The 19,540-nt window shown below is 71.0% G+C and carries 14 protein-coding genes, 1 tRNA gene and 1 pseudogene; 13 read left to right on the top strand and 3 right to left on the bottom strand.

Annotated elements, in window-relative coordinates; translation table 11 throughout:
• The first annotated feature begins 38 nt into the window (after positions 1-38).
• The gene (locus OG507_RS13795) at positions 39-626 is read left to right on the top strand and encodes a DUF4291 domain-containing protein (protein WP_327367488.1); all 588 of its coding nucleotides are present in this window, start codon (positions 39-41) and stop codon (positions 624-626) included.
• Positions 627-653: 27 nt separating this feature from the next.
• On the opposite strand, the gene OG507_RS13790 is transcribed toward OG507_RS13795, so the two are convergent.
• The gene (locus tag OG507_RS13790; RefSeq protein ID WP_327367487.1) at positions 654-1,373 is read right to left on the bottom strand and encodes a leucine-rich repeat domain-containing protein; all 720 of its coding nucleotides are present in this window, start codon (positions 1,371-1,373) and stop codon (positions 654-656) included.
• Between the two features lie 40 nt (positions 1,374-1,413).
• Positions 1,414-1,887: a hypothetical protein gene (locus tag OG507_RS13785; RefSeq protein ID WP_327367486.1), complete on the bottom strand. Its 474-nt coding sequence runs from the start codon at positions 1,885-1,887 to the stop codon at positions 1,414-1,416.
• A gap of 167 nt (positions 1,888-2,054) precedes the next feature.
• Between OG507_RS13785 and OG507_RS13780 the strand changes: the two genes are divergently transcribed.
• The 7 genes and pseudogenes from OG507_RS13780 to OG507_RS13750 all read left to right on the top strand — a co-directional run bounded on the left by OG507_RS13780 (position 2,055) and on the right by OG507_RS13750 (position 10,909).
• On the top strand, positions 2,055-2,777 hold the full coding sequence (locus tag OG507_RS13780; RefSeq protein ID WP_327367485.1) for a DUF981 family protein: 723 nt from the start codon (positions 2,055-2,057) through the stop codon (positions 2,775-2,777).
• A gap of 157 nt (positions 2,778-2,934) precedes the next feature.
• Positions 2,935-5,595 carry an alpha/beta fold hydrolase gene (locus OG507_RS13775; RefSeq protein WP_327367484.1) on the top strand — a complete coding sequence of 887 codons (2,661 nt, stop codon included), beginning with the start codon at positions 2,935-2,937 and terminating at the stop codon, positions 5,593-5,595.
• Complete coding sequence (locus tag OG507_RS13770) at positions 5,592-6,485, top strand: ABC transporter permease (RefSeq protein WP_327367483.1); 894 nt, start codon at positions 5,592-5,594, stop codon at positions 6,483-6,485. Before OG507_RS13775 ends, OG507_RS13770 begins: the two co-directional genes overlap by 4 nt.
• Positions 6,486-6,617: 132 nt before the next feature.
• The gene (locus tag OG507_RS13765; RefSeq protein WP_327367482.1) at positions 6,618-8,219 is read left to right on the top strand and encodes a vWA domain-containing protein; all 1,602 of its coding nucleotides are present in this window, start codon (positions 6,618-6,620) and stop codon (positions 8,217-8,219) included.
• Between the two features lie 76 nt (positions 8,220-8,295).
• On the top strand, positions 8,296-8,781 hold the full coding sequence (locus OG507_RS13760; RefSeq protein ID WP_327367481.1) for an anthrone oxygenase family protein: 486 nt from the start codon (positions 8,296-8,298) through the stop codon (positions 8,779-8,781).
• A 198-nt stretch (positions 8,782-8,979) separates the two neighbouring features.
• Positions 8,980-10,277: pseudogene (locus OG507_RS13755) on the top strand (sensor histidine kinase).
• The gene (locus tag OG507_RS13750; protein WP_327367480.1) at positions 10,250-10,909 is read left to right on the top strand and encodes a response regulator transcription factor; all 660 of its coding nucleotides are present in this window, start codon (positions 10,250-10,252) and stop codon (positions 10,907-10,909) included. The pseudogene OG507_RS13755 and the gene OG507_RS13750 overlap by 28 nt, the downstream one beginning before the upstream one ends.
• A 272-nt stretch (positions 10,910-11,181) precedes the next feature.
• Here the strand turns inward: OG507_RS13750 and OG507_RS13745 are convergent.
• A tRNA-Arg gene (locus OG507_RS13745) sits at positions 11,182-11,254 on the bottom strand.
• A gap of 328 nt (positions 11,255-11,582) precedes the next feature.
• On the opposite strand from OG507_RS13745, the gene OG507_RS13740 reads away from it, so the two are divergent.
• From OG507_RS13740 to ettA, 5 genes are all read left to right on the top strand, one after another.
• Positions 11,583-13,253 (top strand): ATP-binding protein, encoded by a 1,671-nt coding sequence (locus OG507_RS13740; RefSeq protein ID WP_327371963.1) that lies wholly within the window; start codon positions 11,583-11,585, stop codon positions 13,251-13,253.
• A complete protein-coding gene (locus OG507_RS13735; protein ID WP_327367479.1) occupies positions 13,250-15,259 on the top strand; it encodes a YfjP family GTPase in 2,010 nt (669 codons plus the stop codon). The genes OG507_RS13740 and OG507_RS13735 overlap by 4 nt, the downstream gene beginning before the upstream one ends.
• A gap of 100 nt (positions 15,260-15,359) precedes the next feature.
• A complete protein-coding gene (locus tag OG507_RS13730; RefSeq protein WP_327367478.1) occupies positions 15,360-15,905 on the top strand; it encodes a single-stranded DNA-binding protein in 546 nt (181 codons plus the stop codon).
• Positions 15,906-16,167: 262 nt separating this feature from the next.
• Positions 16,168-17,619 carry a Cys-Gln thioester bond-forming surface protein gene (locus OG507_RS13725; protein ID WP_327367477.1) on the top strand — a complete coding sequence of 484 codons (1,452 nt, stop codon included), beginning with the start codon at positions 16,168-16,170 and terminating at the stop codon, positions 17,617-17,619.
• 252 nt (positions 17,620-17,871) lie between these two features.
• Positions 17,872-19,536 (top strand): energy-dependent translational throttle protein EttA, encoded by a 1,665-nt coding sequence (ettA, locus tag OG507_RS13720; RefSeq protein WP_327367476.1) that lies wholly within the window; start codon positions 17,872-17,874, stop codon positions 19,534-19,536.
• Positions 19,537-19,540: the final 4 nt, after the last annotated feature.

Genomic DNA, 19,540 nt, shown 5'->3' with positions numbered 1-19,540 from the left:
GCTCGCCGCGCGGGCCGCGCCGGTGCTGTGATGGGGCCATGACCATCCCGACCAGGCCACAGCACGAGATCCGCGCCCAGCACACGGACACGACCGTCACCGTCTACCAGGCGTACAGCCCGTTCATCGGCCTTCCTGCTGCACGTGACGGGCGCTTCCCGAGCGCCTGGAAGCGTGATCGCATGACATGGATCAAGCCGAGCTTTCTGTGGATGATGTATCGCTGCGGCTGGGCCCTGAAGGAGGGTCAGGAGGCCGTCCTGGCCGTCGAGATCACCCGTGAGGGCTTCGACTGGGCCCTGGCGAACTCCGAACTCTCGCATTACGTACGGGGAGTGCACCCCGACCGCGCCACCTGGCAGCGCGAACTGCGCCGGAGCCCGGCCCGCGTCCAGTGGGATCCCGAGCGCGACCTGCGCCTGAACCGGCTCCCGCACCGCTCCCTCCAGCTCGGGCTCTGCGGTGAGGCGGCGCGGCGTTACGCGGACGAGTGGACGGTGTCCATCCGTGACGTCACCCCGCTCGCCCGGCAGATCCACGAACTGGTGCGGGACGGAGGGCTCGACGAGGCGGCGGAGCTCCTGCCGGAGGAGTTGCCGTACCCGACCCATGTGCCGGGAACGTGACACATGGCCGACATCGGCCGGTGCGCTTCATGCCAGGACGAAGCAGCCCCGGCGTTCCAGTTCGGTCAGGAGGGGCAGAGACGGGTCGATCCCGTTCCAGCGCAGGTCCAGTTTCTCCAGCGACGGCATCTCCGCGAGCCAGTCCGGCAGTTGGACAAGGCGGTTGCTCCGCAGGTCGATGTGACGCAGTCGCGGAAGGCGGGACAGCGACTGCGGCAGCTCGGACACGGAGTTTTCGCGCAGGTCCAGGTGGCGGAGTTCGCGCAGGCCGACGATCGAGGGCGGCAAGGTCGTGATCGCGTTCCCCCGGAGCCAGAGCTCACGCAGGTTCCGGAGCTGTCCGATGGACGTGGGCAGAGCGGTGAGGCGGTTGTGCTGGGCCCTGAGTTCGATGAGGGAGGCCATCTCGCCGATGGGATCCGGGAGAGTGGTGAGGTGGTTCTCGCCGATGTTGAGGTAGCGCAGTCGTGTCAAGTGTCCGATGCGGTCCGGCAGGTGTGACAGCTGGTTGTCGTGCAGGTAGAGACAGCCGCTGAGCCCGGTCAGTTCTCCCAGTTCGCCGGGCACCGCCGTGAGCGCGTTGTGACCGAGGTCCAGGGTGTGGAGCAGGCGCAGTCGGCCGATCCCCGGAGGGAGGGCCGTCAGTCCGTTGTCCGCGAGGATCAGCACACGGAGCTCGGTGCGTTGCCAGACCGATTCCGGTACTTCGCCGAGTTCTTGGCGCCAAAGGTTCAGCACGCTTCTCACAACCACGCACCTCTTGTGTTCATGCCGCGGCCCCGCACCATCACGCGCTGATCCGGCAGTACAGCCGGTGGCCGCGCGTGGAGGCCCTCTCCGCGAGAGCGGCGAGATCCTTCAGGAAGCCGGCGATTTTGCTCAGGTCCGCCTCGGCGTCGAACACACCGGACGCGGACCAGTCGCGGGCCACGTCATCCAACCGATCCCGGTCGCAGCGGGCGAGCGAGTCGCGAAAGGAGTCCGTGAGTGACAGGCTGACGACCTGGCCGCCTTCCGCCATCGCGACCAGGTGGCCGTGCCTGGGGTCGGCCTCGACGGCGTCGGCCGATCTCCCCGTGAAGAGCGCCTCTGCCGGGAGCAGATCGAGGACCGGGTCCATGCCCTTCACGACGAGTTCGTCGTACCCCGCCCCGGTCGGTGGCTGTCCGTCCTCACGGACCACGGCCCGAGCGGCGTCTTCGTCATCAGCGGCGGCGTAGTAGCCGAAGAGAACCCCCATGCCGTCGATCCTGCCAGTCACCGGCCCCACCGTCATCCGCGTCAGGGACCGGAGCGGCCCTCTGCGGCCTGGCCGTGAGGCGTGGCTGAGCGCGTGGCCGAGTGCGTGGCGCACGCCCGCGATCCGTTGAATCAGGCAAAAGGGTTAGTCGGTCTGCGGGCCGACATAACCGGCGTTACGTTCCGTTCATGACCCTTCTCGCCCTCACCCTCGCGGCTCCCGGCCTGAAGATCGACTGGACCGGGCTGACGCTGTACAACACGATCATTTCGTTGTCCGCCGGTGCCGGGCTGCTGCTCGTGGTGGCGTTGGGGCGCCAGCTGCTGGCGTCCGGGCGCACCGTCACCCCCGACGGCTGGGCGCTGGCCTTCGGCGCCATCGGCCTCGTCCTGCTCATCACCGGCCTCCATATGAGCTTGGCCTGGCCGCTCGTCGGAGGCGGCTTCCCGCAGAACAACATCATCTTCGGCGAACCGGCCGTGATCTTCGGTGTCGTTCTCCTCGCCGCGTCCCTCTACCTGTGGAAGCGCGGTGCCGGGATCAACGCCTCCGACCGCATCGTCCACACGGTCCGTGTCACCGCACCCATCTCCGTTCTGGTGTTCGGCGTCGGGCTGGCCTGTCTGGGAATCGCCGCCGCAGGCTGGAAGTACACCATTTTCGCCGCACCCGCCGAAGAGCCCATCGCGGGGTTGTTCGCCGAGTGGCCGGTGGTGGAGACGAGCTTTGTGTCCGGGGCGTACCTTCTGGTGGGTATCGGCGCGATTCTGTTCCCGTTCGCGCTGCGCAGGCCGAGCGGGCGGACGGTCCAGGTCGTCGGGGTCGCCTGGGGACTGGCCGGACTGGCGTACTTCCTCTTCGGGGCGCTCGCCTACTTCACCCACATCGGTCTGATCATGAACACCAAGTGAGCCGCGCCCGCCGCCGGTGGGTCCCGACCGTCCGGCCGATGGTCCGGCATACCGCGTCTGGAGTACGGCGGGGGAGTGCCGTACGCCGCAAGGAGGCCGCGGAGTTCCCCCTGGCGGCTGCCCGTGCGCGGCGGCCGTCCGCTTAGGGTCGGGAAGTATGGAGACCCCTATTGCGCGTACGTCCCGGTGGCGGCGGCTGCTGCCCCGTAAACGCGGCCGGTGGGCCGCGGGCCTCGCCGCGCTCGTCGTGCTGGCCGGTGCGGGCACCTGGACCGCCGCGGCCGACGACGGCGCACCCGCCGTGCACCGCCAGGACCGGATGATGCGCGTCGACGGCGTGTCCATCGACACCTCGTACTTCACCACCGGGGGCACGGAGCACCGGCCCGCCGTGCTGATCGGGCACGGGTTCGGCGGCAGCAAGAGCGATGTGCGGGCGCAGGCCGAGCAGCTGGCCGATGCAGGCTACGCCGTGCTGACCTGGTCCGCCCGCGGGTTCGGGAAATCGGGTGGGGAGATCTCGCTCAACGCCCCCGACCGCGAGGTCAAGGACGTGTCCCGGCTGATCGACTGGCTCGCGGACCGGCCCGAGGTGGAGCTCGACGGCAAGGGCGACCCCCGGGTCGGGATCACCGGCGCCTCCTACGGCGGGGCCGTCTCGCTCCTCGCCGCCGGATACGACAAGCGCGTCGACGCCATCGCCCCGCAGATCACCTACTGGAACCTGGCCGACGCCCTGTTCCCCGACGGAGTCTTCAAGAAGCTCTGGGCCGGAATCTTCGTCACCACCGGCGGCGGCTGCCAGAAGTTCGAGAAGCAGCTCTGCGACATGTACGAACGGGTCGCCGTCAGCGGAGAGCCGGACGCCGCCGCGCGTGCCCTGCTGACCGAGCGTTCCCCGAGCGCCGTCGCCGACCGCATCAAGGTCCCCGCGCTCATCGTGCAGGGTCAGAGCGACTCCCTCTTCCCGCTCGGCCAGGCCGACGCCATGGCCGAGGCGATCAGCGGCAACGGCGCACCGGTCGCCGTCGACTGGATCGCAGGCGGACACGACGGCGGCGACCTGGAGACCGACCGCGTGCGACAGCGCATCGGCGGCTGGTTCGACCGGTATCTGAAGGGCGACAAGGGCGCCGACACCGGGCCCGGATTCCGCGTCACCCGGACCGGAGGCATCGACTCCACCGACGGGGCCGCCCTCACGCGCGGGGCGAGCAGCGCCACGTATCCGGGGCTGGGCAGCGGAGGAGAAGCGATCGATCTCGGGCGCCGGACGCAGACGTTCCGTAACCCCGCAGGGGCCAACCCGCCCGCCATCTCGGCCGTTCCCGGCGTCGGCGGCGGACTCTCCCAGCTGTCGTCCCTCGGCGTCGGCCTCTCGCTCGACTTCCCCGGGCAGTACGCCCGCTTCGAATCGGCCCCGCTGACCACATCCCTGCGCGTCACCGGATCACCGACCGTACGGGTCGAAGTGGACGCGGCGCAGGGTGATGCCGTGCTGTTCGGCAAGGTGTACGACGTGTCGCCGGACGGCAGGCAGCAGGTGCTGCCCTCCCAGCTCGTCGCGCCCTTCCGGATCCCGCAGTCCCAGCAGGGCAAGGACGTGCGGCTGACCCTCCCCGCCGTCGACCACCAATTCGACGCGGGACACCGGCTCCGCCTGGTCCTCTCCGCCACCGACCTCGGTTACGCCTCGCCGGCCGCGCCGACCACGTACAAGGTGACCCCCGCCGGCCCGCTGACCGTCCCCACCGCCCCGGCCCTGAAGACCGCGGCGGCCACCCTGCCCTGGTGGACCTGGGGACTCCCGGCCGCCGCCGTCGTGATCGCCGCCCTGCTGCTGCTCACCGCCCGCCGCCGCACCGCGACCCCCGCACCCGACCCGGCGCTCACCGGCGTACCCCTCCAGATCACCGGCCTGTCGAAGAAGTACGCCGGGTCCGCCGACCGGTACGCCGTGAAGGAACTCTCCTTCCGTGTTGAGAAGGGACAGGTGCTCGGCCTCCTCGGACCCAACGGCGCGGGCAAGACCACGACCCTGCGCATGCTCATGGGGCTCATCACACCCGACGACGGCGAGATCCGTGTCTTCGGGCAGGCCATCGGGCCGGGCGCGCCCGTGCTGTCGCGCGTCGGCTCGTTCGTCGAAGGGGCGGGCTTCCTGCCGCATCTGTCCGGGCGCGCCAACCTGGAGCTGTACTGGCAGGCCACCGGGCGCCCCGCCGAGGACGCGTACATCGAGGAGGCCCTGGAGATCGCCGGGCTCGGTGACGCGCTGGCCCGCGCCGTGCGCACGTACTCGCAGGGCATGCGGCAACGGCTCGCCATCGCCCAGGCCATGCTCGGCATGCCGGACCTGCTCATCCTCGACGAACCGACCAACGGACTCGACCCGCCCCAGATCCGCGAGATGCGCGACGTGATGATCCGGTACGCGGCCGGGGGCCGGACCGTCATCGTCTCCAGCCATCTCCTCTCCGAGGTCGAACAGTCCTGCACCCACCTCGTGGTCATGGACCGCGGCCGGCTCGTCCAGGCAGGCCCGGTCGCCGAGATCACCGGCTCCGGCGACATGCTGCTCGTCACCAGCGCGCAGGAGGTGGCCGAACCCCTCGTGGAGAAGGTCGCCGCGCTGCCGGGGATCGGCTCGGCCGTCCGCACGGAAGACGGCCGTGGACTGCTCGTACGGCTCGACGGCGCCGGCCCGTCCGGGCTGATCGCCGAACTGGTCAGGCTGGACGTGCCGTTGACCGGCGTCGGGCCGCACCGCCGCCTGGAGGACGCGTTCCTCACCCTGATCTCCGGAGGCTCCGCATGAGTGCCGCAGTCGATGTCACAGAAGCTGTCGATGTCACAGAACCCGCCGTGGCGCCCGGCTACCGGGCCCGGCACACCCTGCCGCTGCGCGTCGAGGCCGTACGCCAGCTGCGCAGGCGCCGCACCCTGCTCATGGGCGGGGTGCTGGCGGCGCTGCCGTTCATCCTGATCGCCGCGTTCGCGATCGGCGGCACACCGTCCTCGCGGGGCGGCGGCGACCGGCTCACTCTGATGGACACCGCGACCGCGTCCGCCGCGAACTTCGCCGCGACCTGCCTCTTCGTGTCCGCCGGGTTCCTGCTCGTCGTGCCGGTGGCGCTGTTCTGCGGGGACACCGTGGCCTCCGAGGCCAGCTGGTCGTCGCTGCGCTATCTGCTCGCGGCGCCCGTGCCACGGGCCAGGCTGCTGTGGAGCAAGCTCGTCGTGGCGCTCGGCTTCAGCCTGGCCGCGATGGTGCTGCTGCCACTCGTCGCGCTGGCCGCGGGAGCCGTCGCGTACGGCTGGGGGCCGCTCGAACTCCCCACCGGCGGCGCACTCGCGACCTCGGACACCGTGCCGCGCCTCGCGCTTGTCGTCGCGTTCGTCTTCGTCTCCCAACTGGTCACCGCGGGGCTGGCGTTCTGGCTGTCGACGAAGACCGACGCCCCGCTGGGCGCGGTCGGCGGGGCGGTCGGGCTGACCATCGTCGGCAATGTGCTGGACGCCGTCACCGCGCTCGGCTCCTGGCGCGAATTCCTGCCCGCGCACTGGCAGTTCGCCTGGGCGGACGCGCTGCAGCCCGATCTGGAATGGGGCGGCATGGCAAAGGGCGCGGCGATCTCGGTGACGTATGCCCTGATCCTGTTCGCTTTCGCGTTCCGGGGGTTCAGTCGTAAGGACATCGTGTCCTGAGCTTGATCTTCCACCGACCTCCCGGCCTCCGTTGCCGCATCGAGATTCATCCGCAACGTCTTCGACTGCTCCTGGCCGCCCTCTCGCGCGTCACATTCACAAGTGCTGACACGACGACGTTGGGGGCAGGTCATGGAACGCCGGACAGGGACGTACATACGGACATGGCGAGGGGCACTCGGCGTGCTGCTGGCGGGAGGGGTGCTGCTCACCGGGTGCTCGGGGGGATCCAGCGGAACGGCGTACGACTCCGCCCAGCGCCGGGGCGCCCCGGCGCCCGTGCCCGCCGCGTCGGGCGGTGCGGCAGACAACGCGGAGGGTGCGGACGGTTCGAAGAAGCGGGACGGGCTGCGGGAGTCCGCGCCGCCCGACTACCTTTCCACGTTCGCCCTGGACGTCGACACCGCCTCGTACGGCTACGCGCGCCGCACCCTCTCCGACGGCAGCCTGCCGGATCCGGTCACCGTGCGGCCCGAGGAGTTCGTCAACAGCTTCCGCCAGGGCTACCGCCGCCCGGCCGGCAACGGCTTCACCGTGAACGTGGACGGGGCACGCGCCGGGGCCGGGGCGGGGGCCGACGGCTGGTCGCTGGTACGGGTCGGCCTGGCCACCCGGGCCGCCCCCGCCCGTGACGAACGCCCGCCCGCCGCACTCACCTTCGTCGTCGACATCTCCGGCTCGATGGCCGAGCCGGGCCGTCTCGACCTGGTGAAGGAGTCCCTGGGCATCCTCACCGACGAACTCCGCGACGACGACTCGATCTCCCTGGTCACCTTCAGCGACGAGGCGAACACCCTGCTGCCGATGACCCGGCTGCGCGACCACCGCGGGAAGATCCGCGACAAGGTCGACTCCATGGAACCCACCGACTCCACCAACGTGGAAGCCGGCATCACCCGCGGGTACGAAGAGGCCGTCGACGGCCGCGTCAAGGGTGCCAACAACCGGGTCGTCCTGCTCTCCGACGCCCTCGCCAACACCGGCGAGACCGGCGCCGACGCCATCCTCGAACGCATCGACTCCGCCCGCCGCGAGTACGGCATCACCCTCTTCGGGGTCGGCGTCGGCAGCGACTACGGCGACGCGCTGATGGAACAGCTCACCAACAAGGGCGACGGCCACACCACCTACATCGCCGACGACACCCAGGCGCGAAAGGTCTTCGTCGACCAGCTGCCCGCACACCTCGAACTGACGGCGCGCGACGCCAAGGCCCAGGTCGCCTTCGACCCGAAGACCGTCGAGAAGTTCAAGCTGATCGGTTACGAGGACCGGAAGGTCGCCGACGAGGACTTCCGCAACGACCGCGTCGACGGCGGCGAGGTCGGCCCCGGCCACACGGTGACGGCGCTCTACGCCGTACACCTCAGGAACGGCGCGTCCGGGCACGTGGCGACCGCCACCGTCCGCTGGCTGGACCCCAGGACGCGTACGCCGCACGAGCAGACGGGCAAGGTCGGGACGGACGCGATCGACGGTCCGCTGTGGGACGGCGACAGCAAGCGGCTACAGGTCACCGCGGTAGCCGCGTACTTCGCCGATGCACTGCGCGGCGGCGAACTGCCGGGCGCACCGGGCCTCGGGGAACTCGCCTCGAAGGCCGATGAGTTGGCGTCCGCGACCGAGGACGATTCGGTGCGGAAGCTGGCGACCGCGATCGGACAGGCGAACCGGCTCAAGGGCGGCGGGGACGACAACGGGTCCGGGGGCGCGCCGGAGGGCGAGATGGACTGACCGGGGGAGGCGACGGGCCGCACCGGATTGCGGAAGCCGGCTGTGCGGCCCGTCCGCCGACGCCATGATGTGGACCATGTTCTCCCTGCCCTCCTCGTCGTCCGTGTCCTCCCTGTTCCTGGTGCTCGCCGTGCTCGCGACCGGCCTCTACGCGGGCTTTCTGCTGACGTTTCTGATCGCGGTCATGCCCGGCATCGCGGCGCTGCCGGACGAGCGGTTCACTGCCGCGATGCGCCGCTTCAACGAGAAGGTGCCCGGACCGGTCTTCCTGGTCCTCTTCCTGGGAGTGATCGCCTTCCCGGCCGTCGCTGTCGCGGTCACGGTCGCCGGAGGCGACAACGTCGACGGGGCGCTCGCCGTGGCGGCGCTGGTCTGCGCGGTCGGCAGCCACCTGATCACGATCACCGGGAACATTCCGCTGAACAAGGCGCTCGCCGAGTCCGAGGGCGGCGACGACGGCGCGGCCCGCGAGGCGTTCGAGTCCCGCTGGAACTCTCTCCACCGGATCCGGACCGCCCTGTCCCTCGCCGCTTTCGGGCTGCTGGCCGTGGCCGCCGCATAGCCCCCTTCCGCGTCGGGGGCGTGCGCCCGTGGAGAAGCTGTGACGGGACGCCGGGCACGGTGGCGAAGGCCGCGGAGCCGGGCTCGTCGTTCAACCGCCGACCGCACCCCGCGAGTCCTGGAGGTATGGCAGGCCCCACCCCCAGGACTACGGCAGCACGGATGTTCCCGCCCCGGGACGATCTCCTACGGTGAGGCCATGCGCCCTCGCACCGTGTGGCAGGCCCTGCCGACCCCCCGCTATCTGCTGACGCCCTGGCCCTGGAGGTCGGCCGGATACCTGATCAGCGGCGCGGCGGCAGGCGCGGTCGTCCTGCTGGTGACCGTGACGGGAGCGGCGGTGGGCGCCGCGCTCTCCCTGGTACTGATCGGCCTGCCGCTCCTGGCCCTCCTCGCTCTCTCCGGGATCCCGGTGGCGGCCCTGGAGCGGCGCAGGCTGCGCCTGATGGACCCCGCCCCGGCCCCCGGCCCGCACCGCCGCCCGGACGAACCGGGGCTGTGGAGCTGGGTGACGTGCCGGTTCCGGGAGCAGGCGACCTGGCGGGAACTCGGGTACGCGCTGCTGTTCGCGGTGGTCCTGTGGCCGCTGGACGCCCTGGCGGTGGGCTTCTGCGCGGCCGTGCCGCTGGCGGTGATGAGCACCCCGCTGGTGATGGAGGTGTACGGGACGGGGCGGAGGCCCGGGTGGTGAAGCTGTGGACGGTCACGACGTGGCCCGAAGCCTTCGCGACCGCGGCGGGCGGACTCGTACTCCTGGCGCTCGGCGGCTACCTCCTGGGCGTGCTGGCCGGAGCGAGGGCGGAGCTGACGCACGTCCTGCTCACTCACAGACACGGATCGGCCGACCCGGACGCCCGAGTCGTGGAACTCACCCGCTCCCGGGTCCGGTTGGTCGACGCCTTCGAGGCGGAACGCCGACGGATCGAACGCGATCTGCACGACGGGGCCCAGCAGCGCATCGTCGCGCTCACGATGATGCTCGGCCTGGCCCGCCTGGACGCCCCGCCCGGCGCGCTCGCCGACCAGCTGGCCAGGGCCCACGAGGAGGCCGGCAAGGCCCTCTCCGAGCTGCGCGAGCTGATCCACGGCATCCATCCCCAGGTCCTCGCCGACTACGGCCTCCAGGCCGCGGTCGCCGACGCCGCCGACCGCTCCGCGATCCCCGTCGACCTGGACCTCGAACTGCCCGGCAGGCTCCCCGGGGCCGTCGAGGCGGCCGCGTACTTCGTGGTCTGCGAGGCACTGGCCAACGTCGCCAGACACAGCGGCGCACACCGCGCCGCGATCAGCGGCGGCCATGCCGGAGGACGGCTGTTCCTGGAGATCCACGACGACGGCCGGGGCGGCGCCGGCACGTCGGGCGGCGGCAGCGGACTGACCGGCTTGGCCGACCGGGTGTCCGTACTGGATGGCAGACTTGCCCTGTCCAGTCCGGCCGGTGGCCCGACCCGATTGCGAGTGGAGATTCCTTGCGAGTGGACCGATCGCTCCGCGTAGTACTGGCCGAGGACAGCGTGCTGCTGCGCGAGGGTCTGACCGGCCTGCTCACCCGCTTCGGCCACCAGGTGGCCGCGGCCGTCGGCGACGCGGAGGCGCTCATCGCGGCAGTGGCCGAGCACGGCCCGGACATCGTCGTGACCGACGTACGGATGCCGCCCGGCTTCCAGGACGAGGGCCTGCACGCGGCGGTACGGCTCCGCGAGAAGCAGCCCGCACTCCCCGTACTGGTCCTGAGCCAGTACGTGCAACGCACCTACGCCGCGGATCTCCTCGACTCCGGGGACGGTTCGGGCGTCGGCTACCTCCTCAAGGACCGGGTCGGCCAGATCGAGGAGTTCATCGACGCCCTCCAGGAGGTCGCCGACGGCGGCACGGTCGTCGACCCCGAGGTCGTACGCCAACTCCTGCGCCGCCGCCGCGACCCACTGGAACGCCTCACCACCAGGGAACGCGAGGTGCTCGCCCTGGTCGCCCAGGGCAGATCGAACGGCGCGATCGCCCACGCCCTGGTGGTCTCCGAAGCCGCAGTGGGCAAGCACATCGGCAACATCCTCGCCAAACTGGATCTCCCGCCGGCCGACGAAACACACCGCAGAGTACTGGCGGTCCTGACGTTCCTACGCGCCTGACCGGCGGTTCACGCCCGGGCCACGGTGTCGTGCTGAAGCACCGGCAGCGCCCCATATCTGCGGCAGCACTGAACACGGCGGCTGCCAGAAGACGTTCAGTGCCCTGCCGGCTGCCCGCCGGTTCGGCAGCCCCGGCCTCTGAGCAGGGGGCGGGCCGCCCATCATCGGGTGGTCCGTCCAGTCTTATGCCGCCACTACGCCGTGCCCGCTAGCGTGCTCTGACCAGTAAAAAGGCCCTCCCGGAGGAGGGCCCGACACCGGCTGGACTGAAGTGCCCCCGGCAGGACTCGAACCTGCGGCCAAGCGCTTAGAAGGCGCCTGCTCTATCCACTGAGCTACGGGGGCCGGGTGGTGGCCTCGGCGGCCTGGAGCCCTGGGGCCGGGCCGGTCGGGGACCCGCCGGGACAAGGATAGGGCTCCGATCGCCTCGACCCGGTTGCTTCACCTGCGTGGCACGATGTGGAGGTTCGGTGAAGCGAACCGATAATCGCAGGTGGGTGGGATTCGTGCATCGCTTTTGACGCCTCGCGCCCCGGGTGTTGTGCACTCGTTATGCCTGCGCCCCACTCGTCCCCTCTGTCCCGACTCCGCCCCTGGGGGAGAACCGGCGCGCAGAGGTGGCTATACGCTTCAAAAAGGCGCCAAAATTGGGCATTCTTCGCATGTGGTGACCTTGGACGTACGGCCTCAGCTCATCGACGCACTTTCCGCCCTGCGCGACCGTGTCGCTGCCGTGCGTCTTCCACTGCCGCTGCCGGGGGCCGCGCGCGCCCGGCAGACCCGGAGCGAACTGCTCGCCCAGCTCGACGACTATCTGCTTCCCCGGCTCAGAGACCCCGAAGCGCCCCTGCTCGCGGTCATCGGCGGGTCCACCGGGGCCGGGAAGTCGACGCTCGTCAATTCGCTGGTGGGGCGGCTGGTCAGCGAGGCCGGGGTGCTGCGGCCCACCACCCGGACGCCCGTGCTCGTCTGCCATCCGGATGATCATCACTGGTTCGCGGGGGTCCGCGTACTGCCGCAGCTGACCAGGGTCTGGCTGCCGCCGCAGGAGAACGGGGACCCCGGCAGGTGCGAGGACCTCGACGGGCTCCACGGTCTGGACGGTCTCGACGGAAGCGAGGACGAGAACGGGACCGCGTTGCGAGTCGAGACCGCCGCCGGGCTGCCGCGCGGGCTCGCACTGCTCGACGCGCCCGACATCGACTCACTCGTGGTACGGAACCGGGTACTGGCCGCCGAGTTGATCTGCGCCGCGGACGTGTGGGTGATGGTGACCACGGCCTCCCGGTACGCGGACGCGGTGCCGTGGCATCTGCTGCGTACCGCCAAGGAGTACGACGCCTCGCTCGTCACCGTCCTGGACCGGGTGCCGCACCAGGTGATCGCCGAGGTGTCCCGGCAGTACGGGGCGCTGCTCACCAGGGCGGGCCTCGGCGAGGTGCCGCGCTTCACCATTCCCGAGCTGCCCGAGTCGGCCGGCGGCGGCAGCGGACTGCTGCCCACCACCGCGGTCGCCCCGCTGCGGGCCTGGCTCAGCCACCGCGCCCAGGACCCGGCGGCCCGTCAGCAGGCGGTCGGGCGCACGGCGGCCGGGGTCATCGACTCGCTGGACGTACGGATGCCCGCGCTGGCCGGAGCCGTCGCGGCGCAGTACGCGGCGGCCGTGCGGCTGACCGGCGTGGTCGAGGACGCCTACCGCACCGAGGGCGCCCGGGTCCGGCGGCGGCTGCGCAACGGCGGTGTGCTCGCCGGGGACGCCCGGACCCGGTGGCGCGGATACCCGATGTACAGCACCTCCGAGGAACTCCTCGAAGCACTGGTGGAAAGCCTTGCCGCACTTCTGCAGTGCGCAGTGGCCGCTGCCGACGAACAGATCCGCACGACCTGGCGGCGTGAGCCCGCGGCCGGGGCGTTCGGCTTCGCGGGCGTCGGGCGGGAGACCGGGGGATGGGGGCCCGCCGAGGACATCCGGGGCCGGATCGCCATGGCCGTACGGCGATGGTGGCGGGTGCTGGACGAACTGGCCGAGGAAGAGGTGCGCCGGCTCGAACGCAACGCCGCACCCGACGCCGAGACGGTGGCGGCGCTCCTGGCCGCCGCGCTGCTCGGCGGCCGCCGTACCCGCGGCGCCGGAGAGCAGCTCGCCGAACGGATCGGCGCCCAGGGCGCGCTGCGGCTGCGCGACAAGGGCGGCGCACTGCTCACCGACTGCCTCGACCGGGTGCTGGACGGCGAGCGCGACCGGCGGCTCGCACCGCTGGACGCACTCGACGTGGCCCCGGAGCCGCAGGCCGAACTGATCGCCGCGCTGTCCGTACTGCAGAAGGAGAGGTGGCAGCGATGACTGCCGTCATTGACGAGGGGCCCGGCCGGGGCGAGAGTCCCGCTTCTCACGAGGACCGGGGCTTTCACAAGGACTACCCCGGCCGGGGACGGGCGCCGGACAGGCACGCAGCCGTGCCGGAGGCGGGCGGGGGCTGGAACGACGGGCTCATCGCCCGGCGCGCGGCCGCCAAGACGGCGGACGCCGGGCCCGGGACCGCCCAGGACGACGACGTACGGCCGCCCCAGGTCGAGGCGTACGTACCGTCCGGCGGTCCGCTCCGGCCGCGGCTCGACGCACTGCGTGAACTGGTCGGGCTGTCCAGGGCCAGACTCGACGGGGCAGCCCTCGCCGAGGCCGGGCGCGTGCTCGACGAAGCGGCGGCCCGCCAGCGGCTCTCCTCCCGGCACACCGTTGTCGCCATCGCCGGAGCGACCGGCAGCGGCAAATCGACCCTCTTCAACTCCCTCGCGGGCGTCCAGATCTCCGACACCGGGCTGCGCAGGCCGACCACCTCCGCCCCGATCGCCTGCTCATGGACCGACGGGGCCGCCGGGCTCCTCGACCGGCTGGCCATTCCGGGACGGCTCAGGCGCAGGCCGCAGCAGGGCGGCGCGGAAGCCGACGAGGCGCTCCAGGGGCTCGTCCTCGTCGACCTGCCCGACCACGACTCGGCGGCGGCCGGGCACCGCGAGCAGGTCGACCGGGTGCTCGCGCTGGTCGATGCGGTGATCTGGGTCGTCGACCCGGAGAAGTACGCGGACGCGGCCCTGCACGAGCGCTATCTGAGGCCGCTCGCCGGGCACGCCGAGATCACCTTCGTCGTCCTCAACCAGATCGACCGGCTGCCCGGCGACGCCGCCGACCAGGTCCTCGACGATCTGCGCCGGCTGCTCGACGAGGACGGCATGGCCCTCGGCGAACACGGCGAACCGGGCGCCACCGTCATGTCCCTGTCCGCACTCACCGGCGAGGGCGTGGGCGAACTGCGCGAGATGCTCGGCCGGTTCGTCCAGGAACGCACGGCAGCGGCACGCCGGCTCTCCGCGGATGTGGACGCCGCCGCGGCCAGGCTCCGTCCGGTGTACGTCGCCGAGGGGCGACCCGGCCTCGGTGAAGGGGCCCGCGAGGAGTTCGCCGACCGGCTCGCGGAAGCCGTCGGGGCGGCCGCGGCGGGACAGGCGGCCGAGCGCGAGTGGCGCAGGAACGCCGGACGGGCGTGCGGCACGCCGTGGCTGCGGCTGTGGCGCTGGTACGAGTCCTCCCGGCGGCCGGGAGGCCTGGAGTGCCCGGTGCGGCCCGCGCCCCCCGAGGAGCAGCTCACCGCACGCCAACGCGTCGAACAGGCGGTACGGACGGTGGCCGACGAGGCCGCCGACGGGCTGCCCGCCCCCTGGGCGCAGGCGGTACGTGAGGCCGCGGTGAACGGTGCGGAAGGGCTGTCGGAGGCGCTCGACGAGATGGCGGAGAGGATCGGCACGGGGGACGGGCGGGGGCGGATGGTGAGCTGCCCCTCGGGCGATGCGGGTGGTGCGGGCGTCGGCGCGTACGGTGCGGCGGCCGGGCTGGGTGTTTCGGGTGGTCCGGGCGGTTCGGTGGTCGTGGCGACGGGGGTGGCCGGGGCCTCCGGTGTGGCGCACAGCGGTCGCGTGGGCGGGAGGCCGCCGCGGCCCAGGTGGTGGCCCGCCGCCGTGCTGGCGCAGGCGTCGATGACGTTGCTGCAGGTCTTCGGCGGTCTCTGGCTGGTCGGCCAGATCGTCGGCGTACTCGAACCCGGATTCCTCACGCCCGCCCTGGTGATGCTGGCCGGTGTCGTCGGCGGCCCGCTGGTGGAGTGGTCGTGCGCGGCTGCGGCGCGGGGGCCCGCGCGACGGTACGGGCAGGAGGCCGAGCGGCAATTGCGCGAGGCCGCGGCGGCCTGCGGGCGGGCGGGGGTGCTCGATCCGGTGGCGGCGGAACTCGTGCGGTACCGCGAGGTGCGGGAGCGGTATGTGGCGGTGACGGAGTTTTCCACAACTGGCCGGTAGTCCACAGGCGTCAGCAGGAATTCCGCCTCTCCTTCAACCTGGGATCAGTGACCGCGCGGGTGCGGTCACTGGAGCCGAAGGCCGAAGGGGAGGCGGAGTCATGAATGACACCTTGGTGACACTGGTGGGCAATGCGGCGACGGGCGTGGAGTTCCGGGAGACCGCGACCGGCGGAATGGCGCGATTCCGGTTCGCGGTGACACCGCGCCGCTGGGATCGCGAGAAGCAGTTCTGGACGGACGGGCACACGAGTTTCTACACCGTGTGGGCTTGGCGGACTCTGGCGTCGAATCTTTCCGGTTCCGTATCGGTCGGAGAACCACTGGTCGTGCACGGCAGGTTGAAGGTGCGCGAGGAGGAACGGGAGGGCGGGCGCAGGACGTTCGTGGACATCGAGGCGCTCGCGGTGGGACACGATCTCACCCGGGGGACGGCCGCGTTCCGGCGGGTGATGAGGGCCGAGCCGGGGCTGGTCGCGCGTGCGGGAAGCATGGACAGGGTGGGTGACCTGGGAGACCTGGGCGAGGAGGGTGGACAGGAGGAAGGGGGCGAACGGAGCGATCGGAGTGAACGGGGCGGGCGACAGCGGGGCAAGAGGCCAACAGAGCGTCAGAAAGGTGACCAGGAGCTTGCGTCGGCGCCGTGAGCGGGCCGGATCGGGCCGTGACCGGACGTGACCGATCCTGACCGGACAGAGGTGGAATGGGCGGCCGATACGCAAGGCGGCGCGCGGACGGGATACCGGCGATAACGATTCCGAGTCGGAATGGTTGTACGACGGTATGACGGGGGATTGTTCAACGCCGCATCCATAGGATTCCCAGTACTCACGGGGCACTTGAGTCGACTGGCGGGACAGTCCCCACACGCGCATCAGGCGCGGAGAGTCCTGCCCGGAGGGGAATTCTGTGTTTTCTGCTTCTTCAGCGACCGTTTTGTCATCAACGGAGACGACCGGATCTCCACGGCGGCGGGGCATAGCCCGGCTGGCCGCTTCGGTGGTGGCATCCGGTCTGGTCATGACAGGCGCCCTTGTCGGCGCGGGCAGCGCGGTCGCCGATGAGGCGCCGCAGCATCAGGGCGGCGCGGCCGCGGTCCTGGACGGGTTGAAGACCTACGACCGCGCCCTGCTCCACGCGGACGGCAAGGACCAGGTGCTGCCCGCCGGGCTCTTCGAGATGACCGTCGACGGCGGCGGCAAGCTCAAGACGTACTGCATCGACATTCACAACCCCACCCAGGACCGGGCGAAGTACCTGGAGACCCCCTGGAACCAGACCTCGCTCGGCAGCAACAAGAACGCGGGCAAGATCCGCTGGATCCTGGAGCACTCCTACCCGCAGGTCGACGACCTCGCGGCGCTCGCCGACCAGGCGGGCACCGGGCCGCTCACCGAGAAGACCGCGGCGGCCGGCACCCAGGTCGCCATCTGGCGCTACTCGGACGGCGCCGACGTCGACGCCTCCGACAAGCAGGCCGAAAAGCTTGCCGACTGGCTGGAGGACAGCGCCGTCGACCAGGCCGAGCCCAAGGCGTCCCTCGCCCTGGACCCGGCCGCGGTCTCCGGCAAGTCCGGTGAGCGGCTCGGGCCGGTCACCGTCCGCACCAACGCGGGCCAGGTCTCCGTGACCCCGCCCGCCGACGCCGCCAGCGGTGTCAAGGTCACCGACAAGAGCGGCAAGCCCGTATCCGCCGCCGCCAACGGTGCCGAGCTCTACTTCGACGTTCCGGCGGGCACCGCCGACGGCTCCGCCTCGCTGACCGTCCAGGCCACCACGTCGGTGCCGGTCGGCCGTGCGTTCGCCGGGGTGACCAAGAGCCAGACCATGATCCTGGCCGGCTCCAGCGAGTCCACGGTCTCCGCGACCGCCACCGGGACCTGGGCCAAGCAGGGCGCGATCCCGGCCGTCTCGGCGAAGAAGAACTGCGCCAAGGGCGGCGTGGACGTCACCGCGAGCAACAAGGGTGACGAGGCGTTCACCTTCGAGCTGGCCGGGGAGAAGCACACCGTCGAGGCGGGCAAGTCCGAGACGGTGACCGTCCCGGTCGCCGAGGACCAGGCGTACGACATCACGGTGACCGGCCCCGGTGGCTTCACCAAGACGTTCAAGGGCGTCCTGGACTGCAAGACCACCAGCACCGGCACCGGCGGCACCGGCACTGACACCCAGACCGGCGGTGACAAGCCCGCCCCGGCCACGGCCGGCGGCAGCTCGACCGGATCCACGGGCGACCTCGCCGAGACCGGTGGCTCCAGCGCCACCCCGATCATCGCGGGCGTCGCGATCGCCCTCGTCGTCGTCGGCGGCGGCGCGGTCTTCCTCCTGCGCAAGCGCAAGACGCAGTCCGCCGCCCAGTAGGCACGCACTGAGCACGGAGTGACGAACGGCAGGCAGTCCGTCACGGCCACCTGATGACGGCCTCGGTACTGCCTGATGACGGCCCCGGCACGCGTCCGCGTACCGGGGCCGTCGCATGCCCTGGGACGGGGAGCGATGCGTGCCGGAAGGCGGGACGGGGCGTACCGCGGACCGGACTGGTTTCCGTCCCGGGATGGACGTCAGGCAAGATGGGGTGTATCTGCCCACACATCGATTGCCGGACGGTTTCTCTTGGCTGAGTACATCTACACGATGCGCAAGACGCGCAAGGCGCACGGCGACAAGGTGATCCTTGACGACGTCACGCTGAGCTTCCTGCCCGGGGCGAAGATCGGTGTGGTGGGCCCCAACGGTGCCGGTAAGTCCACGGTGCTGAAGATCATGGCGGGCCTGGAGCAGCCGTCCAACGGTGACGCGTTCCTGTCGCCCGGTTTCAGCGTCGGAATCCTCATGCAGGAGCCGCACCTCGACGAGGCGAAGACGGTCCTGGAGAACGTCCAGGACGGCGCGGCCGAGATCATGGGCAAGCTCAAGCGCTTCAACGAGGTCGCCGAGCTCATGGCGACCGACTACTCCGACGCGCTCCTGGACGAGATGGGCAAGCTCCAGGAGGACCTGGACCACGCCAACGCCTGGGACCTGGACGCCCAGCTGGAGCAGGCCATGGACGCCCTGGGCTGCCCGCCCGGCGACTGGCCCGTCGTCAACCTCTCCGGTGGCGAGAAGCGCCGCGTCGCGCTCTGCAAGCTGCTGATCGAGGCCCCCGACCTGCTGCTCCTCGACGAGCCCACCAACCACCTCGACGCCGAGTCGGTGAACTGGCTGGAGCAGCACCTGTCGAAGTACGCGGGCGCCGTGGTCGCCGTCACCCACGACCGGTACTTCCTGAACAACGTCGCCGAGTGGATCCTCGAACTCGACCGCGGTCGCGCCATCCCCTACGAGGGCAACTACTCCACGTACCTCGACAAGAAGGCCTCCCGCCTCAAGGTCGAGGGCCGCAAGGACGAGAAGCGCGCCAAGCGGCTCAAGGAAGAGCTGGAGTGGGTCCGCTCCAACGCCAAGGGACGGCAGACCAAGTCCAAGGCGCGTCTGGCCCGTTACGAGGAGATGGCGGCCGAGGCGGACAAGATGCGGAAGCTGGACTTCGAGGAGATCCAGATTCCGCCGGGCCCGCGGCTCGGTTCCATCGTCGTCGAGGTCGAGAACCTCTCGAAGGCCTTCGGCGACAAGGTCCTCATCGACGACCTGTCGTTCACGCTGCCGCGCAACGGCATCGTCGGCGTCATCGGTCCGAACGGCGCGGGCAAGACCACGCTGTTCAAGATGATCCAGGGCCTGGAGACCCCGGACACCGGCTCGATCAAGATCGGTGACACGGTAAAGATCTCCTACGTCGACCAGTCCCGCGCCAACATCGACCCGAAGAAGACCCTCTGGGCCGTCGTCTCGGACGAGCTGGACTACATCAACGTCGGCCAGGTCGAGATGCCCTCGCGGGCGTACGTCTCCGCGTTCGGCTTCAAGGGCCCGGACCAGCAGAAGCCGGCCGGTGTCCTCTCCGGTGGTGAGCGCAACCGCCTCAACCTGGCGCTGACGCTCAAGGAGGGCGGCAACCTGCTGCTCCTCGACGAGCCCACCAACGACCTCGACGTCGAGACCCTGTCCTCGCTGGAGAACGCCCTGCTGGAGTTCCCGGGCGCGGCGGTGGTGATCTCCCACGACCGCTGGTTCCTGGACCGCGTCGCCACGCACATCCTGGCGTACGAGGGCGACTCCAAGTGGTACTGGTTCGAGGGCAACTTCGAGTCGTACGAGAAGAACAAGGTCGAGCGCCTCGGTGCGGACGCGGCCCGCCCGCACCGTGCCACGTACAAGAAGCTCACGCGAGGCTGATCGA

The sequence above is a fragment of the Streptomyces sp. NBC_01217 genome, from assembly GCF_035994185.1.
Classification (GTDB): Bacteria; Actinomycetota; Actinomycetes; order Streptomycetales; family Streptomycetaceae; genus Streptomyces.
Note: the sequence above shows the minus strand (reverse complement) of the source record. Positions and strands in the feature narration are given on the sequence as shown.

Coding starts and splice junctions, on each gene's coding strand:
- OG507_RS13795 (WP_327367488.1), top strand. CDS start 39: ATGACCATCCCGACCAGGCCACAGCACGAGATCCGCGCCCAGCACACG.
- OG507_RS13780 (WP_327367485.1), top strand. CDS start 2,055: ATGACCCTTCTCGCCCTCACCCTCGCGGCTCCCGGCCTGAAGATCGAC.
- OG507_RS13775 (WP_327367484.1), top strand. CDS start 2,935: ATGGAGACCCCTATTGCGCGTACGTCCCGGTGGCGGCGGCTGCTGCCC.
- OG507_RS13770 (WP_327367483.1), top strand. CDS start 5,592: ATGAGTGCCGCAGTCGATGTCACAGAAGCTGTCGATGTCACAGAACCC.
- OG507_RS13765 (WP_327367482.1), top strand. CDS start 6,618: ATGGAACGCCGGACAGGGACGTACATACGGACATGGCGAGGGGCACTC.
- OG507_RS13760 (WP_327367481.1), top strand. CDS start 8,296: ATGTTCTCCCTGCCCTCCTCGTCGTCCGTGTCCTCCCTGTTCCTGGTG.
- OG507_RS13735 (WP_327367479.1), top strand. CDS start 13,250: ATGACTGCCGTCATTGACGAGGGGCCCGGCCGGGGCGAGAGTCCCGCT.
- OG507_RS13730 (WP_327367478.1), top strand. CDS start 15,360: ATGAATGACACCTTGGTGACACTGGTGGGCAATGCGGCGACGGGCGTG.